The sequence below is a fragment of the Delftia sp. NA_296.1 genome, from assembly GCF_052692095.1.
Genome location: NZ_JBQZGF010000009.1, coordinates 116,730 through 135,142 on the forward strand (window position 1 = coordinate 116,730; position 18,413 = coordinate 135,142).

General features: G+C 69.2%; 18 protein-coding genes and 1 pseudogene. 10 read left to right on the forward strand and 9 right to left on the reverse strand.

Annotated features, from left to right (window positions below):
* Positions 1-13: 13 nt before the first annotated feature.
* From ACUTR7_RS21645 to ACUTR7_RS21655, 3 genes are read right to left on the reverse strand one after another with little or no spacing between them, the layout of a single operon-like run.
* Complete coding sequence (locus ACUTR7_RS21645) at positions 14-1,021, reverse strand: Bug family tripartite tricarboxylate transporter substrate binding protein (protein WP_034397674.1); 1,008 nt, start codon at positions 1,019-1,021, stop codon at positions 14-16.
* On the reverse strand, positions 1,018-2,037 hold the full coding sequence (locus tag ACUTR7_RS21650) for an NADPH:quinone oxidoreductase family protein (protein WP_034397673.1): 1,020 nt from the start codon (positions 2,035-2,037) through the stop codon (positions 1,018-1,020). The genes ACUTR7_RS21645 and ACUTR7_RS21650 overlap by 4 nt, the downstream gene beginning before the upstream one ends.
* 32 nt (positions 2,038-2,069) lie before the next feature.
* On the reverse strand, positions 2,070-3,293 hold the full coding sequence (locus ACUTR7_RS21655) for a CaiB/BaiF CoA transferase family protein (protein ID WP_174549370.1): 1,224 nt from the start codon (positions 3,291-3,293) through the stop codon (positions 2,070-2,072).
* 99 nt (positions 3,294-3,392) lie between these two features.
* On the opposite strand from ACUTR7_RS21655, the gene ACUTR7_RS21660 reads away from it, so the two are divergent.
* The 6 genes from ACUTR7_RS21660 (at position 3,393) to ACUTR7_RS21685 (ending at position 10,149) form a co-directional block, all read left to right on the forward strand.
* The gene (locus ACUTR7_RS21660; RefSeq protein ID WP_445609799.1) at positions 3,393-4,388 is read left to right on the forward strand and encodes a LysR family transcriptional regulator; all 996 of its coding nucleotides are present in this window, start codon (positions 3,393-3,395) and stop codon (positions 4,386-4,388) included.
* Between the two features lie 155 nt (positions 4,389-4,543).
* Complete coding sequence (locus ACUTR7_RS21665) at positions 4,544-5,560, forward strand: Bug family tripartite tricarboxylate transporter substrate binding protein (RefSeq protein WP_043823455.1); 1,017 nt, start codon at positions 4,544-4,546, stop codon at positions 5,558-5,560.
* A gap of 139 nt (positions 5,561-5,699) precedes the next feature.
* A complete protein-coding gene (locus tag ACUTR7_RS21670) occupies positions 5,700-7,211 on the forward strand; it encodes a class I adenylate-forming enzyme family protein (protein WP_445609800.1) in 1,512 nt (503 codons plus the stop codon).
* Positions 7,212-7,564: 353 nt separating this feature from the next.
* Positions 7,565-8,536, forward strand: coding sequence for a tripartite tricarboxylate transporter substrate binding protein (locus ACUTR7_RS21675; RefSeq protein WP_445609801.1), 972 nt, complete (start codon positions 7,565-7,567; stop codon positions 8,534-8,536).
* Complete coding sequence (locus ACUTR7_RS21680) at positions 8,514-8,774, forward strand: hypothetical protein (protein WP_013800077.1); 261 nt, start codon at positions 8,514-8,516, stop codon at positions 8,772-8,774. The genes ACUTR7_RS21675 and ACUTR7_RS21680 overlap by 23 nt, the downstream gene beginning before the upstream one ends.
* Positions 8,758-10,149, forward strand: coding sequence for an amidase (locus ACUTR7_RS21685; RefSeq protein WP_445609802.1), 1,392 nt, complete (start codon positions 8,758-8,760; stop codon positions 10,147-10,149). The genes ACUTR7_RS21680 and ACUTR7_RS21685 overlap by 17 nt, the downstream gene beginning before the upstream one ends.
* A gap of 62 nt (positions 10,150-10,211) precedes the next feature.
* On the opposite strand, the gene ACUTR7_RS21690 is transcribed toward ACUTR7_RS21685, so the two are convergent.
* The 5 genes and pseudogenes from ACUTR7_RS21690 to fmdA all read right to left on the reverse strand — a co-directional run bounded on the left by ACUTR7_RS21690 (position 10,212) and on the right by fmdA (position 13,695).
* Positions 10,212-10,421, reverse strand: a complete 210-nt coding sequence (locus tag ACUTR7_RS21690) for a hypothetical protein (protein WP_063327789.1) — start codon at positions 10,419-10,421, stop codon at positions 10,212-10,214.
* 57 nt (positions 10,422-10,478) lie between these two features.
* A pseudogene (locus ACUTR7_RS21695) lies at positions 10,479-10,688 on the reverse strand (ABC transporter substrate-binding protein); the annotation flags it as partial.
* Between the two features lie 231 nt (positions 10,689-10,919).
* The gene (locus tag ACUTR7_RS21700) at positions 10,920-11,945 is read right to left on the reverse strand and encodes a tripartite tricarboxylate transporter substrate binding protein (protein WP_013800073.1); all 1,026 of its coding nucleotides are present in this window, start codon (positions 11,943-11,945) and stop codon (positions 10,920-10,922) included.
* Between the two features lie 146 nt (positions 11,946-12,091).
* Complete coding sequence (locus ACUTR7_RS21705) at positions 12,092-12,445, reverse strand: zinc ribbon domain-containing protein (protein WP_445609803.1); 354 nt, start codon at positions 12,443-12,445, stop codon at positions 12,092-12,094.
* Between the two features lie 17 nt (positions 12,446-12,462).
* The gene (fmdA, locus tag ACUTR7_RS21710) at positions 12,463-13,695 is read right to left on the reverse strand and encodes a formamidase (RefSeq protein ID WP_013800071.1); all 1,233 of its coding nucleotides are present in this window, start codon (positions 13,693-13,695) and stop codon (positions 12,463-12,465) included.
* Positions 13,696-14,059: 364 nt separating this feature from the next.
* Between fmdA and ACUTR7_RS21715 the strand changes: the two genes are divergently transcribed.
* From ACUTR7_RS21715 to ACUTR7_RS21730, 4 genes are read left to right on the forward strand one after another with little or no spacing between them, the layout of a single operon-like run.
* A complete protein-coding gene (locus ACUTR7_RS21715; RefSeq protein WP_016452202.1) occupies positions 14,060-14,464 on the forward strand; it encodes a Zn-ribbon domain-containing OB-fold protein in 405 nt (134 codons plus the stop codon).
* Complete coding sequence (locus tag ACUTR7_RS21720) at positions 14,461-15,672, forward strand: thiolase (protein WP_445609804.1); 1,212 nt, start codon at positions 14,461-14,463, stop codon at positions 15,670-15,672. Before ACUTR7_RS21715 ends, ACUTR7_RS21720 begins: the two co-directional genes overlap by 4 nt.
* Before the next feature lie 22 nt (positions 15,673-15,694).
* Complete coding sequence (locus ACUTR7_RS21725; protein ID WP_013800068.1) at positions 15,695-16,852, forward strand: acyl-CoA dehydrogenase family protein; 1,158 nt, start codon at positions 15,695-15,697, stop codon at positions 16,850-16,852.
* Positions 16,853-16,857: 5 nt separating this feature from the next.
* Complete coding sequence (locus tag ACUTR7_RS21730; RefSeq protein WP_043795651.1) at positions 16,858-17,259, forward strand: PaaI family thioesterase; 402 nt, start codon at positions 16,858-16,860, stop codon at positions 17,257-17,259.
* A gap of 152 nt (positions 17,260-17,411) precedes the next feature.
* Here the strand turns inward: ACUTR7_RS21730 and ACUTR7_RS21735 are convergent, their stop codons facing one another.
* Entirely contained in the window at positions 17,412-18,326 is a 915-nt protein-coding gene (locus tag ACUTR7_RS21735) for a LysR family transcriptional regulator (RefSeq protein WP_012202113.1), read from the reverse strand.
* Positions 18,327-18,413 lie beyond the last annotated feature (87 nt).

Here is an 18,413-nt window from a genome sequence, read left to right on the forward strand (position 1 = left end):
TCACGCTCCCGCCTCAATCCGCCCGCGCCCCCGAGGCCTTCACGATCTCTTCCCACTTGCGGGCTTCGGCCTGGATGTAGCGCGCGAACTCGGCGGGCGTGGAGCCCACGGGCTCGGCGCCCAGGCGGCGGTACTGCGCGGCGATCTGGGGTTCGGCAAGCACGCGGCGGGACTCGGTCCACAGTTTCTGCACCACGTCCTGGGGCGTGTTCTTCGGTGCCCACAGTCCGTACCAGGTGCTGGTGCGAAAGCCGGGCATGCCGGCCTCTTCCATGGTGGGCACATCGGGCAGGGAGGGCGAGCGACTGGCCGAGGTGACGGCCAGCGCACGCAGCCGGCCCGAGGCGATGAAGGGCATGGCCGAGGGCATGGAGTCGAACATGAGCTGGATCTGTCCGCCCATCAGGTCGGTCAGGGCCGGCGAGCTGCCCTTGTAGGGCACATGCTGCATCTGCGCGCCGGTCTTCAAGCGGAACAGCTCGCCCGACAGGTGCTGGGACGAGGCATTGCCGGCCGAGCCGAAGTTCACCTGCCCGGGATGGGCCTTGGCCCAGGCGATCAGCTCCTGCACATTGCGCACCGGAAGCTGGCTGCCCACGACCAGCACCAGCGGGACATCGACCAGCTGCGTGACCGGCTCGAAATCGCGGAAGGCGTCATAGGGCGCGCTGGCATAGACGTAGGGATTGATGACGTGGATGGAGGCATTGACCAGCAGCGTGTAGCCGTCGGCCGGCGCCTTGGCCACCAGGGCCGCGCCGACCATGCCGCTGGCGCCGGCCTTGTTGTCCACCACCAGGGGCTGGCCCAGCGCCTCGCCCAGCCGCGTGGTGACCACGCGCCCGACCACGTCGGTAGGCCCGCCCGGTGGATAGGGCACGACGACGCGGATGGGCGCCTTGGGATAGCCCTGAGCCCCGGCGGATGGCTGCGCGCCTGCGGTTCTCCATGCGGCCAGCGCCGCCGCGGCGCCCAGCAGGGTGCGGCGGGAAAGCGCGGGGCCTGTGCGTTGCGTTGTCATACCTTGTCTCCTTGAATGGCGAGTGCGAGCTTGCCGGTCACGTTGCGGCCGTGCAGCGCATCCAGCGCAGCCGGCAGTTCATGCATGGCGAAGACCTGGCTGACCTGGGGATGGATGCATCCCCGGGCCGCCCAGTCGAGCAGCGTGGCAATGACGGGCTGCAGCTGCGCCGCGAAGGCCTGGCGTTCGTCGGCCGGCGTCCAGCCGATGTAGCGGCCGTAGAAGAAGCCGTGCAGCGTGAGGTTCTTGACCAGGGCCAGGTTCATGGGCACGGCGGGAATGGCGCCGCTGGCGAAGCCCACGCTCAGCAGCTGCGCGTTCTGCGCAGCGGCGCGCAGTGCCTGCAGCAAGAGATCGCCCCCCACGGGGTCGAAGACCAGGGAGGCGCCCCGGCCCTGCGTGGCCTGCTTGACCTGGGCGGCCAGGTCCTGCGGGGTGACTGCCTGGTGCGCGCCGCGGCGCAGCGCATCGGCGCGCTTGGCCTCGGTGCTGGCGCAGGCGATGACCTGCACGCCGGGCGTCTGCCGGGCCACTTCCACCGCCGCGGCGCCCACGCCCGAACCGGCGCCCAGCACCAGCACCACATCGCCTTCCTGCAGGCGCGCGCGCCAGTGCAGGGCCGTGTAGGCCGTGCCGTAGGACAGGGGAATGGGCAGGGCCTGCAGCCAGGGCATGCCCGCAGGCAGGCGGTAGACGGTGGATGCATGCACCACCGTTTCCTGCGCAAAGGCACCCCAGTCGGCAATGAAGGCCACGGCATCGCCGGGCTGCAGGTGCTGCACCGCGCTGCCGCATTCCAGCACGCGCCCCACGCCTTCGGTGCCGGGCACGAAGGGCAGCGGCGGGCGCCGCTGGTAGCGGCCCTCGATCAGTAGGCCCGTGGCGTGGCTGACGTTGGCGTAGGCCACGGCAATCCGCGCCTGGTGCGCGCCCAGGGGCTGGCCGGGCCGGTCCATGGACTGCAGGCTGACCACCTCGTGCGGCGCGCCGAATTGATTGCAGACCAGGGCCTGCATGCGGGAGTGCGGGGATGGGGATGCCGGGGCGCTCATGCCATTTCCTCCGCCGCGCACTGGCGCACAACCTCACTGTCTATCAGTTGATCGATCTCCTGCGGCGTGCAGCCGGCCTCGGCCAGGATCTGGCGCGTGTGCTCGCCCGTGCGCGGCGCGGCGCCAAGGGATGCACCGCAGGCTGCTGCGTCTGCCGGCCAGGGTGATGCCGCATACAGCAGCGGCCCGAACCCGGGCTGCGCCAGCGTGGCGAACGATGCGCGGTGCACGGCCTGGGGGTGCGCCACCACGTCGGCCAGCGTGCGCACGCCCGCATGCAGGGCGCCCTGCGCTGCCAGGCGCTGCTCCCAGTGGGCGCGCGGCTGCTGCGCCAGCAAGGCCTGCAGCCCGGCATGCAGCACATGGCGGTGGGCCATGCGGCCCGCATTGGTGGCAAAGCGCGCGTCCTGCAGCCAGTGCGGCAGGTCCAGCGCGCGGCACAGCCGCTCGAACTGGTCGTTGTTCAGGGCCAGCACGGTGATGAAGCCATCGGCCGTGGCGAACACGCCGTTGGGGGCGCTCACGCCTTCGGCGGGCAGGCCGCCGCGCAGCGTGTCTTCGGCCAGCACCGTGGATTGCAGGGCGCAGCAGACCTCGAACAGGTTCAGCTCCACATGGCGCCCGCGCCCGCTGCGCGCCTTGCCCAGCAGGGCCGCCGTGCAGGCCTGTGCGGCGTAGACGCCGGCTGCGATGTCGGCCAGCAGCAGACCCACGCGCTGGGGCTGGCCCTGCGCGTCGCGGTTGCTGGTCATCAAGCCCGTGTCCGCCTGCATGACGGAGTCGGTGGCGGGCCGGTCCGCATACGGCCCCGTGGGTCCGTAGCCGCTGATGGAGACGTACACCGGGTCCAGGCCGGCCGCGCGCATGCTGTCGTAGTCCACGCCCATGCGCTGCACGACCTGGGGGCGGAAGTTCTGCACCACGATGTCGGCCTCGCGCGCCAGCCGCAGCAGCAGCGCGCGCCCCTGGGCCTGGCGCGCATCGACGGCAATGCTGCGCTTGCCCGCGTTGTAGGTGGCCGACAGGCTGCTGTGCCCATCGCGCGAGATGCCCACGTGGCGCGCCCAGTCGCCTTCGGGCGGATCGACCTTGATCACCTCGGCGCCCTGGCGCGACAGCAGGTGGGTGCAGTAGGGGCCGGCCACGCCCTGGCTCAGATCGAGCACACGGTAGTGCGCCAAGGGCGCCGGCGGCGCGGTTTGCAAAGCTTCTTGGTTCACGGTCTGCGGCCTTTCGCCATGGTTTCCTCCATGCTAGGGAGGCAGGGCTGGCGCCACAATCCTCGCCAGCAGGCCAGGCCTGGTGACTCCCGATCAACAATGGCCGGCCCCGGCCCTGCAAAGAATGCCGAGATGGACCTGAACCTGTGCCGCGTCTTCATCGACATCGCCGAGGCCAAGAGCCTCACGCGGGCGGCCGAGCGCGGCGGCATGACGCGCTCCAACGTCTCGCGCCGGCTGCGTGCGCTGGAGACCGAGATGGGTGCGCAGCTGCTGCGCCGCACCACGCGCAATGTGGAGCTCACCCAGGCCGGCCAGCTGCTGTACCGGCGCTGCCTGGCCATGATGGAGGAGCTGCAGCGCGCCCGCGATGCCATCCACCAGTTGCGCTCCACCGTGAGCGGCGAGGTGGGCGTGCGCGTGCCCACCGGCTTCGGGCATTTCTATCTCAAGCCCCTGATCCTGGGCTTTTGCCGCGAGCATCCCGACATCCGCCTGCGCCTGCTGATCAACGACCAGATGGCCGATCTCGTGGCCTCCAAGGTCGATCTGGCGGTGCAGATCACCTCCGCGCCGCTGGACGATCTGGTGGCCACGCGGCTGTGCGATGTGCGCTGGAACTTCGTGGCCACGCCCGCCTGCCTGCAGGCGCTGGAGCAGTCGCTGGGCCGGCCCCTGCGCGCGCCTGCCGACCTGCTGCGGGCCCGCCTCATCCTGCCGCTGGCCATGGGCGGCAGGCTGGCCTGGCTGACCGGCAGCGGCGACGATGGCGTCGCCGCTGCCCTCGATGTGCTGCCCTCGCTGCAATCGGGCGACTACCGCCTGCTGTACGACGCCGTGCTGGACGGCCTGGGCCTGGCCCTGTTGCCGGACTACGTGACCTCGGCCGCGCTGGCCGGCGGCACCCTGGTGGCCGTGCTGGACCAGGTGGTGTTCTCCGGCCTGGGCAATGCCATGTACCTGGTGCGCATGCCCGACCGCCAGCCCACCATGGCGGCCCGCGCCTTCCAGCAGTTCCTGCGCGAGGCCATCGTCACCGCCGCGCCCAGCTGGCAGGCGGGCGCCGAGGAGGCGGGCGCAGACCTGTCTTCCTAGGACGTCCTAACAGCCGGCAAACCCCGGCTTAGGCAAAAGCAGATTCCCAAGAAGCGCCGGCGTGCGCACCATTGCCTGCATGTCCGGCGCAGACCGGGCGCGCCGCCGTGCAGGCCACGGCAGCGCTTCATTCATTTTTTGCAGGAGACATGCACATGCCCGCCCAACACCGCCGCAAGGCCCTGGCCACCCTGGCCCATGCCCCGCTTCTGGCGTCCCTGGTGACCGCCCTAGCCACCCTGAGCGCCCTGACCGCCCTCCCCGCCGCCGCGCAGGACGCGCAGCCCGTGCGCCTCATCGTGGGCTACTCGGCCGGTGGCCCCGTGGACCAGGGCGCCCGCCTGCTCAGCGTGGCGCTGACCAAGGAGCTGGGTGCCTCGGTGGTGGTGGAGAACAAGCCCGGCGCCAACGCCACCATGGCCGGCAGCGAGGTCGTGCGCGCCAGGCCCGATGGCCTCACGCTGTGGTTCGCGGCCAGCCCCACCATCACCATCAGCCCCAACGTGATGAGCAAGATGTCCTTCGACCCGGCCCGTGACCTCACGCCCGTGGCGCCCGTGCTCAGCTACTACAACGTGCTGGTGGTCAACAACAACGAGCCCTACAAGACCACGGCCGAGCTCGTGGCCTATGCCAAGGCCCATCCGCAAAAGCTCAACTACGGCTCGGCCGGCGTGGGCGGCTCCAACCACCTGGGCGCGCTGCTGTTCGCGCGGCGCAGCGGCATCGAGATGAACCACATCCCCTACAAGGGCAACGCACCGGCCATGACCGACGTGATCGGCGGCCAGCTGAGCATGATGCTGGACATCATCAGCACCGCCAGCACCTACATCCAGAGCGGCAAGGTGCGCGCCGTGGCCGTGACCTCGCCGCAGCGCAATGCCTCGCTGCCCGATGTGCCCACCTTTGCCGAGTCCGGCATCGAAGGCCTCAAGGGCTTCGACGTGGGCGGCTGGTATGGCGTCTACGGCCCCAAGGGCATGTCGCCTGAACTCGTGGCCCGCCTGAACAAGTCCATCAACGCCGCCCTGGCCCAGCCGGAGCTGCGCAAGCGCCTCAAGGAACTGGGCTACGAAGAGTGGACCGGCGCCCCCCAGAAACTGGCCGAGCGCGGTGCCAAGGAGCGCGCGATGTGGGCCACCGTCACGCAAGGAATCGTGGTGGACTGACACCCCCTGAGTCGCTTCGCGCCTTCCCCCTGAAAGGGGGACGACACCCTCGGTGCGGGGCGGCGCGGCCGGCGTAGGCCCTTCCTCGGTGTCTCTGAGTGGGGCCGCACCATTTTGCAAAGGCCATGCCATGGCATCCATGAATCAACGAATACACCATCTGCTGGACCGCTGGCTGGCCGAAGCGCCGCAGCGTCCCTTCATCCACCTGCCCGACGGCAGCAGCCTGAGCTTTGCCGATCTGGGCGCGCTGGCGGACACGGCCGAGGCCGAGCTGCGCGCGCTGCAGGTGCGGCCCGGCGACCGCGTGCTGGTCGTGGCCGAGAACTGCCCCGAGCATGCGGCGCTGATCCTGGCCTGCAGCCGCGTGGGCGCCTGGTCCTGCGGCGTGAACGCGCGCATGGCGCCCGGCGAGATCGATGCCTTTGCGGCCAAGGCCGATGCGCGCGTGGTGTATTTCACCTCGGCCGCATCGGACAGCGCCAGCGGCCACGCGCGGCGCTTTGGCGCAGGCGACTCGGCCCTGGCCGGCATGCAGCACAGCCCCGTGCGCGCGCAGGCCGTGGCCGAATCCGGCGCGCTGCAGGACGAGGTGGCGGCGCTGATCTTCACCTCGGGCACCACGGGCACGCCCAAGGGCGTGATGGTGGGGCATGACGCGCTGACGCTGTTCGCGCGCGTCTCGGCCGCATCGCGCGGCCTGGGTCCGCAGGACCGCAGCTACGCCTTCGTGCCCATGACCCACATCTTCGGGCTGGGCACGGTGCTGCTGGCCTCGCTGCATGCGGGCGCGCAGATGGTGATGCGCCCGCAGTTCGACCCCGCCGATCTGCTGGATGCGCTGGCCCGCCACGGCATCTCGCAGCTTCAGGGGCCGCCTGCGCTGTACGCGCGCCTGCTGGCCTATCTGCAGGAGCAGGGCCTTGCCCACCCGCAGGCGCCAGCGCTGCGCTATGTCTATACCGGCGCAGGCCCGCTGGACCTGACGCTGAAAAAGCGCGTGGAGGCCGCCTTCGGCCAGGCGCTGCACCATGGCTACGGCCTGTCGGAATACGCAGGGTCGGTCCACCTCACACGGCAGGGCGAGCAGCGGCCCGACACCAGCGCGGGCTACGTGGTGGAAGGCGCGGAAGTGCGCGCCGTGGACCCGGCCACGGGCCGCAGCCTGCCGGTGGGCGAGCGCGGCGAGCTGTGGATACGCGGGCGCGGCCTGATGCACGGCTACTTCCGCGATGACCAGGCCACGGCCGCCGTGATGCGCGAGGGCGGCTGGTACGCCAGCGGCGACCTGGGCGAGCTGCATGCCGACGGCGCACTCTTCGTGGTGGGACGGCTCAAGGAAATGATCATCCGCTCGGGCTTCAACGTCTATCCGGCCGAGGTGGAACTGGCGCTCAACGAGCTGCCCGGCGTGCAGCGCAGCGCCGTGGTCGGGCGGCCCGAGGGCGATGGCAACGAGGAGGTCATCGCCTTCGTCGAGCTGCAGCCCGGCGCCACGCTGGACAGCGCCGCAGCGCGCTCCCACCTGCGCGAACGGCTGGCGCCCTACAAGCTGCCCGCCCGCATCGTGCCCCTGGCCGAGCTGCCCACCAGCCCCAACGGCAAGGTGCTCAAGCGCCTGCTGCAGGAACAGGCGCTGCGCGTTTCCTGAGCCCGGGCCGCCCAGCAGTTGCGCCGGCACCGCTGCCGGTGCAACCTTTGTCTTGCCTGCCCCTTCCCTGCCCCAAGCCCGGATGTGCGCACGCGCCACTGCCTTCCGGAGCCGGCCTCTGCAGCATGGACGCAACACCCCTACATTGCGCATCCGCAGGCCTTGCACCCCATCCTTCATGATGTAAAACTATGGCACTCAATGTTTCAATAGTTTTAACAAATTCATTATTTTTTTGCCTGCCTTGGCCTTGCCTGCAGTTACCGGATCCATCGTGAGATGCATCCCGGCGTGTCGGCCCGGATCTGCACAGGGCATGCATCCTCTCCCCCGCAACCACATGAATCAAGCCCATGAAAAGAATCCTCAGCCTGTTTCTCGGAGGTATTTTCCTGGTCGCTGCCAGCCTGGTTCATGCGGCCTGGCCAGACCGGCAGATCACGCTGGTTGTACCTTTCCCGGCAGGCGGTGGCACTGATGTCGTGGGGCGCATCATCGCCAAGGAGCTTGCACAACGCCTGCGCGTCAACGTGGTGGTGGAAAACCGCCCTGGCGCCTCGGGCAACATCGGCGCGCGCCAGGTCTCCAAGGCCAGTCCCGATGGATATACGCTGCTGATCTGCACCACGGCCCAGACCATCTCGGGCGCGCTGTACACGCAGGCCGGGTATGACGTGGCCAGCGACCTGGAAGCCATCTCCACCATCAACGACAGTCCCCTGGTGCTCATCACACGCCCGGGCCTGCAGCTGTCGTCGGTGCAGGAGCTGATCGAGCTGGCGCGGCGCAGCCCCGTCAAGCTGACCTATGCCACGCCGGGCTATGGCAGCGCGGGCCACATGGCGGCCGAGGCCCTGAGCCTGGCCGCCGACATACGCATGCTGCACATCCCCTACCAGGGCGCCGCGCCCATGATGGCCGACCTGGTCAGCGGCCAGGTCGATATCGCCTTCGACCTGCTGATCACGGCCAAGCAGTATGTGAACCAGGGCAAGGTCAATCGCGTGGGCGTGGCCACGCGCGAGCGCTCGCCCCTCATGCCCGACTGGCAGACGCTCAGCGAGCAAAGCCCGGCCCGGCTCGGCAATTTCAACGAGACCGCATGGAATGTGCTCATGGCACCCAAGGGCACGCCGGCCGCGATAGTGAACGCCATCAATGCACAGATGAAAAATATCCTGGCCGATGAAAAGGTGCAGCGCAAATTCATGGAGCTTGGCAGCATTCCCCTTTGGAAATCCGTGGGCGGCACCAAGGCATTCGTATCCGACGACGCCAGAAAATGGAGAAAGGTGGTCAGTGATGCCGGCATCGCGAAAATCTGAAATACCCCCTTCGCCGCAGAAACTGGCAGGGCCCGATGTCAATGCGCTGCACGAATTGCTCAATGCGCTGAAAAAGCACGGCATCGACATCCCCTTCGAGCGGCTGGGACCCATCCTGGCGGAGCACCAGTTGCTGATGGAGCACCGCGGCCTCGTCAACGAACTGGCGCATGAGGCGGGTCCCTCGCACATCCACACCACCATTTCCCGTCAGAGCAACCATGCGCGGCAGTCCTGAACTTTCCATACGGCAGATGGCCAGCGCGCTGCGCGCCGGCAAGACCACCTCAGAGATGCTGACCCGGGCGGCGCTGGGACGCATCCGCGCCATGGACATCGACATCCATGCCTTCACCAATCTCGATGCCAGCGGTGCCATGGAGGCTGCGCGCAGCGCAGACATGGCGCGCGCCGAAAGCGCCGACCTGCCGCTACTCCATGGCATTCCCGTGGCCATCAAGGACGTCTACGACGTGGCCGGCCTGCCGACCACCTGCCAGTCCTGGCTGAGCCTGGACTATGTGCCCGAGGAAGACTGCACGCCGGTGCGGCGCCTGCGCGATGCCGGTGCCATCATCCTGGGCAAGCTGGCCACGCACGAGTTCGCCATCGGCGCGCCCAGCCCCGACCTGCCGTTTCCCGCGGCCCGCAATCCCTGGGACCTGGCCCATATCCCGGGCGGATCGTCGTCGGGCTCGGGCGCCGCCATTGCGGCAGGCTTCACGCGGCTGGCCCTGGGCACCTGCACGGGCGGCTCCATCCTCATACCGGCCGCCTGGTGCGGCGCCGTGGGGCTGAAACCCACCTACGGCCGCGTCTCCAAGCACGGCGTGTTTCCGCTGGCCTGGACGCTGGACCACTGCGGCCCGCTGTCGCGCAGCGTGGAGGATGCGGCCATTGCGCTGCAGGTGCTGGCCGGGCACGACCCGCTGGACCCGGCCAGCTCCACCGAACCCGTGGACGACTACTGCACGGGGCTTGAGCAGGGCGTGAAGGGCCTGACCATCGGCGTGCCGCAGGACCACTTCCAGTCGTCGCCCCAGGCGTCGCCCACGTTCCTTTCGGCCTTCGATCGCACGGCCGCGCTGCTGGCCGAGGCCGGCGCCCGCCCCATCCACGTGAGCCTGCCCCACAGCCAGCAGTTCCTGGCGGCCGGCCGCGTCATCCTCAGTGCCGAGATGTTCACCATCCATGCGCAGGACCTGCGCTCGCGCCCGCTGGACTATGGCGAGCTCACGGCGGCGCGGCTGCTGCTGGGCGCCACCGTGTCCTCGGAGGACTACCTGAACGCCCTGCGCGTGCGCCGCATGCTGGCGGCCCGCGTGGACGCGGCCCTGGACCGCTGCGACGTGCTGCTGACCGCCATCACCCTGGATACGGCGCCGCGCTTCGATCCCATGCCGCATTTCCGCCACTGGCCGGTGCAGACCCATGCCTTCAACGTGACCGGGCACCCGGCCATCAGCGTGCCGGTGGGCCTGTCGCCGCAAGGCCTGCCGCTGGCCGTGCAGGTGGTGGGACGCTACTTCGACGAGGCCCGCCTCCTGCAGGTGGCCCGGGCCATCGAGCGGCTGACCGGCTGGGAAAACCAGCTGCTGCCCGACGGCACCTGACCGCCGTGCTTGGCTTGGACACAGCCGCAGCAGCAGCCCCGGTCCTCGCTATCAGCCTGACCTCAGGCCTCCATGCGGATGATCTGGCGTATGGCCTCGCCACGCGCCAGGCGGTCGAAGCCCTCGTTGATCTGGTCCAGCGTCAGGTGGCCGGTGACCAGGCGGTCCACCGGCAGCCTGCCGGCCGCATGCAGGGCCAGGTAGCGGTCGATGTCGCGGCGCGGCACGCAGCTGCCCATGTAGCAGCCCTTGAGCGTGCGCTCCTCTGCCACCAGGTGCCAGATAGGGCGCGGCTGCGCCCGTTCTCGTGAGTACGGCGGCGCGTGTCTTCATGATGTCTTCACCAGCTTGCAGCTGCTCTTGGACAGCGGGCGGAAGGCCTCGTCACCGGGAATGGTGGAGAGCACCTTGTAGTAGTCCCAGGGGTATCTGGATTCCTCGGGCTTCTTGATCTGCACCAGGTACATGTCGTGCACCATGCGGCCGTCCCCGCGCACCCTGCCGTTCTGGGCGAAGAAGTCCTCGATGGGCCTGCGGCGCCGCCGTCCACAGCATGCCGGCGCCCAGCGCGCAGCCGGCAGCGCGCGCCTTGGTCAAGCCGCCTCGCATCAAGCCTTTCCGCATATCCGTCTCCTTGTCTCGGGGTTGTTTTTCTGGATACCGAAGGCAAGCCTAAGCAGGCCATAGCGGCCCGCCTATGCGCGATTGCGAAAGGCGGGGTTGCAGCGCTGCGAAGCCGGGTTTGCCCCGACTCCGGCCCGCCGCCGCGCTCAGTCCGCCTGGATGCCGGCCACCTTGACCACCTGGGCCCATTTGCGCAGCTCGCTGCTCAGGCGCTCGCGCATCTGCTGCTGGGTGCCGGGGTCGGCCTCGGCGCCCGCCGTCAGCAGGCGCTGGCGCACGGCGGCATCGCGCAGCGCGGTGTTGAAGTCGGCGTTGATGCGCGCCAGCACGGCGGGCGGCGTGCGGGCCGGCGCAAACAGCGCGGCCCAGGAATAGGCCTCGTACTCGGGCAGGCCCGACTCGGCAATGGTGGGCACCTCGGGCAGCATGGCCGAACGCTGGCGGCTGGCCACGCCCAGCACCTTGATGCGGCCGGACTTGATGTGCTGCAGCGCGCTGGGCGCATCGGCAAACATCAGCTGCACCTGACCGCCCAGCAGGTCGTTCATGGCCGGCGCGCTGCCCTTGTAGGGAATGTGCTGCAGCTTGATGCCTGCATGCATGTTGAACAGCTCGCCGGCCAGGTGCGTGCCGCCGCCATTGCCCGAGGAGCCGAAGCTCAGGCCGTTGCCGGACTTGGCCAGCGCGATCAGCTCGCGCACATTGCTGGCGGGCACCGAGGGATGGGCCACCAGGAAGACCGGGAACATGGCAGCAAAGCTCACGGGCGCGAAGTCGCGCTCTATGTCGTAGGTCATCTTCGGCTGCAGCGCCGGGTTCACCGCATGGTGGATGGAGCCCACGAACAGCGTGTAGCCGTCGGCAGGCTCCTTGGCCGCAAGGGCCGCACCCACCATGCCGCCGGCGCCCGCGCGGTTGTCCACCAGGTTGGGCTGCTGCCAGATCTCGCCCAGCTTCTGGGTGAAGGCGCGCGCCGTGGTGTCCACGGGACCGCCGGGCGGAAAGGGCACGATGAAGCGCACGGGCCGCGTGGGCCAGGCATCGGCCGCATGGGCCACCCGGGCTGCGGGAAACAGGCTGCTGGCAGCCAGCGCGCCACCGGCGGACAGCAGGCGGCGGCGCTGCGACGAAAAGGAAGACGGGCAAGAGGATGGGAAGGAAGACGGGGGCATGGCGAAACTCCGGGCAACGGGCGGCGGCTTGCCGCGCGGCCCATTCTGGGCAAGCCGGCCTGCGCCGTGTTTCGCGAATGTGGAAGGCGCGCTTCCAGGGCTCCCAAGCGGTGGAAACCCTGGGAAGCGGTCCACTCCGATGCAGCCTAGTGGCTGATCATCCAGGGCCGCCGCGAGGGCGCGGACTTTGCGCCGTTGGGCGCCGTCACCGTGGCGCTGCGCCGCCCCGATCCGCAGCAGCCGCAGCCTGCCGGGTGCTTGAAGCGCGCATAGCCATGGTCATAGTCGCGCGAGCTGGCGGGCTCGTGGCGCGCGCGCTCGTTGGTGTCCATGGCGCGGCGCGTGCCGTCGGCCATCAGCGCCAGCCGGGGCGCGGCGGCCAGCACGCGCGCAGCAGCCGTGCCGCAGCCGGGGCAGGCCACGGGCTCGTCGCGCAGGCGCAGCGGCCGCAGGGCCTCGAAGCCGCCGCATTGCACGCAGTCATAGTCGTAGGTGGGCATGGGCGGACTCCTTGGCGTCAGCGCAGGTCGGGGGACAGGGGCATGTCGATGCTGCCGTCGAACTGGACGACCGGCCCCGCCGCGTTGGGGTTGATGTCGAAGTCGAAGATGCCCGTGGGCAGCCACAGCGTGGCGCAGGAGTTGGGCACGTCCACCACACCGCTGATATGGCCCTGCACGGGCGCCGTGCCCAGGATGGAATACGCCTGGGCGCCGCTGTAGCCGAATTTCTTCAGGTATTCGATGGCGTTCAGGCAGGCCTGGCGGTAGGCCACGTTGACATCCAGGTAGTGCTGCCTGCCGCTCTCGTCCACCGAGATGCCCTCGAAGATCAGGTAGTCGTCATAGCGCGGCGTGATGGGGCTGGGCTTGAAGATGGGGTTCTTGATGCCGTACTTGGCCATACCGCCCTTGATGAGGCTGACCTTCATGTGCACCCAGCCGGCCATCTCGATGGCGCCGCAGAAGGTGATCTCGCCATCGCCCTGGCTGAAGTGCAGGTCGCCCACGCTCAGGCCGGCGCCGTCCACATAGACGGGGAAGAACACCTTGGCGCCGCGCGAGAGGTCCTTGATGTCGCAGTTGCCGCCGTGCTCGCGTGGCGGCACGGTGCGTGCGCCTTCGGCGGCGGCCTTGTCGCGGGCCTCGCCGCGCATCTGGCCCATGTGGGCCGTGCCGGCCGACGGCGGGTTGGCCAGGCCGGGCACGCGCTCGGGGTCGGTGGCGATCAGGGCGCGCTCGCGCTCGTTCCACATCTCCAGCATGGGCCGGTCGGGCAGGCAGCCGATGAGGCCGGGATGGATGAGGCCGGGGAAGTTCACGCCCGGGATATGGCGGGAGCTGGTGAACATGCCCTTGAAGTCCCAGATCGATTTCTGGGCCGAGGGGAAATGGTCGGTCAGGAAGCCGCCGCCATTGTTTTTGGAGAAAAAGCCGTTGAAGCCCCAGAGGCTGTCGGGCTTGGCACCGATGTCCAGCAGGTCCACCACCAGCAGGTCGCCTGGCTGGGCGCCCTTCACACCCACGGGGCCGGACAGGTAGTGCACCGTGGTCAGGTCGATGTCGCGCACATCGTCGGCGCTGTCGTTGTTCTTGATGAAGCCGCCGGTCCAGTCGTAGGTCTCCAGGATGAAGTCGTCGCCGGGCTGGACCCAGCAGGCCATGGGAATGTCCGGGTGCCAGCGGTTGTGGACTCTTTCGTTGTCGGTGGGCGGGCGGTTCAGGTCCACCTTGATCAGCGTATCCGTCATGTGCAAAAACCTCCTGGGTGGGTGGGGATCGACAGCGGAGAACGGGCCGGGGTGCGGCGCGCCATTGCCGGCCTTCCTGTGGCACCACGCTGTGCCAAAGCAGCGGCGCGCCCTCGGTGCGCCGGCAGGCGGCGCAGGGCGGGTATGAAGAAAAGGCCGGGAATGCATAAACACCATAGCAGCCGTGCCCGCCGGCCCGCCTAGGCAGCAACCCTGGGTTGACAGCCGGGCGCCGGCACTGGTGAAGCCACCCTTCCAGATTGGCGAATTGAAGCGGCCCCGCGATGCGGGCATGCTGGCGGACAGCCGCTGCGCCCGCGTGCCGGGTGCAGCGCCAAGAACACCGAGAACGGAGACACCGCCCATGCACCTGAGCGCACAGACCCACTACCAGGCCGAACTCGATGCCGGCCGCTTCTGCATACAGCAGTGCCCGCAATGCACGCGCCATGTCTTCACCCCGCGCGAGCTGTGCCCGCACTGCGGCGCCAGCCCGCTGCGCTGGGTGCGCGCCAGCGGCCAGGGCACGGTCTACTCCACCAGCACCGTCGCGCGCAAGAGCGATGCCGGTGGCGACTACAACGTGGCCCTGATCGACCTGGACGAAGGCGTGCGCATGATGGGCCGCGTCGAAGGCATTGCGCCGGCCGACGTGCGCATAGGCCAGCGCGTGAGCGCCCATGTGGCGAGCAAGGACGGACGCGGCCTGGTGCTGTTCCAGCCCGCGCTCGGACAGGCGGCACAGGGATCGCAGGGAGGTGCAGCATGAACACCCGCATCCCCCAATCCACCCTGGACGCCGCCGCCGTGAACCGCCCGCTGCGCGGGCGCGTGGCCATTGCCGGCGCCGCCACCTATGGCTGCGGCGAGGCACCCGGCATGGACGACATGACCCTGCTGGTGCGCGCCGCCCATGCGGCCGTGGCCGATGCGGGCCTGACCATGCAGGACATCGACGGCCTGGCCACCTGCAGCGTCAACGCCAGCATGTGGACCATGCCGGTGATCGAGCACCTGGGCATCAACCCGACCTATGTGGACGGCACGATGATCGGCGGCAGCAGCTTCATCGCCCACCTGCTGCCCGCCATCCGCGCGCTGGAGGCAGGCCAGTGCAAGGCCGTGCTGGTGTGTTACGGCAGCGCCCAGCGCTCGGCCACCTTCGGCCGCAAGGAAGGCCAGGCGGCGCGGCGTTTCCTGGACCCGCAGCCCTACGAGTTCCCCTACGAGCCCGTGCTGCCCGTGACCGCCTATGCGCTGGCGGCCGCGCGCCACATGCACGAGTTCGGCACCACGCGCGAGCAACTGGCCGAGGTGGCCGTGGCCGCGCGTGCCTGGGCCCAGCTCAACCCCGAAGCCTTCATGCGCGACCCGCTGACCATCGAGGACGTGCTCTCGGCCCGCCCCATCGCCAGCCCCTTGAGCGTGCGCGACTGCTGCCTGGTGACGGACGGCGCGGGCGCCATCGTGCTGGTACGCGGCGACCGCGCCCGCGACCTGCCGCGCCCCCCCGTCTACGTGCTGGGCAATGCCACGGCCATCTGGAACCGCCAGATCTCCTGCATGCCCGACCTCACCACCACGGCCGCCGCGCAGTCGGGCGCCCAGGCCTTTGCCATGGCGGGGCTCACCGTTGCCGACATGGACATGGCCCAGGTCTACGACGCCTTCACCATCAACACCCTGCTGTTCCTGGAGGACCTGGGCTTTTGCGCCAAGGGCGAGGGCGGCGCCTTCGTGTCCAAGGGCGGTATCGCGCCCGGCGGGCGGCTGGCCGTCAACACCAACGGCGGCGGCCTGTCCTGCGTGCACCCGGGCATGTACGGCATCTTTGCGCTGATCGAGGCCGTGCGCCAGCTGCGCGGCGAGGCCGGCCAGCGCCAGCTGGGACGCCACCGCACGGCCGTGGTCCATGGCAATGGCGGCACGCTGTCCAGCCAATCCACGGCGGTGCTGGGAACCGCCGAAACCCTCTGAACCGCACAGGAAGCACACCGCAATGATCCGCGACCAAGAAACCCTCGAAGCCCTGCTGGACAGCGTGCGCCGCTTTGTGCGCGAGCGCCTGGTGCCCGCCGAGAACGAAGTGGCCGAGACCGACGAGATTCCCGAGTCCATCGTGCAGGAGATGCGCAACCTGGGCCTGTTCGGCATGACCATCCCCGAGCAGTTCGGCGGACTGGAGCTGACCATGGAGGAAGAGGTGCGCGTGCTCTTCGAGCTGTGCCAGACCGCGCCGGCCTTCCGCTCGGTGATCGGCACGACCGTGGGCATAGGCTCGCAGGGCATTCTCATCGACGGCACGCCCGAGCAGCAGGCGGCCTGGCTGCCCAAGCTGGCCACGGGCGAGATCATGGCCTCGTTCGCGCTGACCGAGCCCGAGGCGGGCTCGGACGCGGCCTCGCTGCGCACCACCGCCATCAGGGATGGGGACCACTACGTGGTCAACGGCAACAAGCGCTTCATCACCAATGCGCCGCATGCGGGCATGTTCACGCTGATGGCGCGCACCGACCCGGCCAACAAGGGCGCGGGCGGCGTCTCGGCCTTCATCGTCGATGCGAAGTCGCCGGGCATCAGCTTCGGCAAGAACGACGTGAAGATGGGCCAGAAGGGCGCGCACACCTGCGACGTGTTCTTCGACAACGTTCGCGTGCCGGCGGCCAACCTCATCGGCCTGAAGGAAGGCCAGGGCTTCAAGACTGCCATGAAGGTGCTGGACAAGGGCCGCATCCACATCGCGGCCGTGAGCGTGGGCGTGGCGCAGCGCATCCTGCGCGACGCGCTGAACTATGCGCTGGAGCGCAAGCAGTTCGGCCAGCCCATCTGCGAGTTCCAGCTGGTGCAGGCCATGCTGGCCGACAGCCAGGCCGAGCTGTATGCGGCCGAGTGCATGGTGATCGACGCCGCGCGCCGCCGCGACGAGGGCCGCAACGTCTCCACCGAGGCCTCGTGCTGCAAGATGTTCGCCACCGAGATGGTGGGCCGCGTGGCCGACCGGGCCGTGCAGATCCTGGGCGGCTCGGGCTACCTGGCCGAGTTCGGCATCGAGCGCTTCTACCGCGACGTGCGGCTGTTCCGCCTGTACGAAGGCACGACCCAGATCCAGCAGGTCATCATCGCGCGCAACATGGTGCGCGAGGCGCGCGCCGCATGAGCCGCATGAGCGCACCGGCCCCCGACCGCAATGCCTTCATGCGGCTGATCGGCGCCTCGCAGGTGCCCGCGCCGCCCGGCAAGGTCCATGTGCGCCTGCCCCACATGCGCGAGGAACTGCTCAACCAGCTGCCCGCCGCGCACGGCGGCGTGCTCATGACGCTGCTGGACTCCGTGATGTCGCGCGCCGCGGGCGAGCTGCCCGGTGCGCCATCGCAGACCGCCGTGACGGTGGAGATGAGCAGCCGCTTCCACCGTCCGGGCAAGGGCGCGCTGCTGGCCGAAGGCTGGGTGGTGCACGCCAGCCGCAGCCTGTGCAGCTGCGCGGCGCAGTTGCTCGATGAAGACGGAAAGCTGGTGGCCACGGCCACCGGCACTTTCAAGTACTGGCTGGCACCGACGGTATGAACACCCCCTGAGCGGCTACGCCGCTTCCCCCTCTCTCGCTTCGCGGGAGGGGGACGACGCCCTCGCTGCGGGGCGGCCCTTGCTCGGCGTCTCGCGCTTGGAACACGCCAGTTGCGTAGGCCGTGCGCAAGCACTGAATAGTTGAGTCCAAGCTACTCCAGCGTGAGCCGGCCCTGTGCGTCGGCCACCAGCAGCTCCACCAGCTCCTGGGCGAAGGACGGCAGGGCCTCCAGGCTGCGCACGCAGATCTGCATCTCGCGCACCGACCAGGCATCGGACAGCGGCACGATGGCGATGTCCATGGAATGCGCATGGCGGCTGGCGGCCGACTCGGGCAGCACGCCCACGCCCACGCCGGACTCGATCATGCGGCAGGCCGTCTCGAAGTTGCCCACCTGGATGCGCTGCTTGATGGGCCGGTGCAGCTGGTCGCTGGCCTGGCGCAGGAAGGCGTGGATGGCACTGGATTCGTGCAGGCCCACATGGTCCAGGTCCAGTGTGTCGGCAAAGGCCATCTGCATCTCGCCATCGAGCGCATGGCCGCGCGGCACCACCAGCACCAGGCGGTCGCGGCGGTAGGGCAGGGTCTCCAGGTTCTCGGTGCGCACCAGGCCGGCGACGATGCCGATGTCGGTCTGCCCCTCGGTCACGGCACGCACGATGTCATGCGACAGGCGCTCGCGCAGGTCGATGTTCACGTCGGGATTGCGGCGCAGGTAGTGGCGCAGCACGGGCGGCAGGAACTCGCCCAGCGAGGTGGTGTTGGCAAACACCCGCACATGGCCCTTGATGCCACGCACGTACTCCTGCATGTCGCCGCGCAGGTGCTCGATCTGGCCCAGCACCATGCGCGCATGGGTGACGAAGGCCTGGCCCGGCGGCGTCAGCGTCACGCCCTGGCTGGTGCGGTACAGCAGCTTGGTGCCGATGCTCTCCTCCAGGTTCTTGATGCGGGTGCTGGCCGCCGGCAGGGAGATGAAGGAAAGTTCCGCGCCACGCGTCATGCTGTTGGCGTCGGCGATGTGCACCATAAGGCGCAGATCCACAAGATCGAAATGCATGGCCATCCGGCATTGTAGAAAGCTGCAGGCTGCGGCACTGAGCCGCGCGCGTCAGTACAAACCGCAGTGCCGGCCCGTGCGCGAACGCGCGCT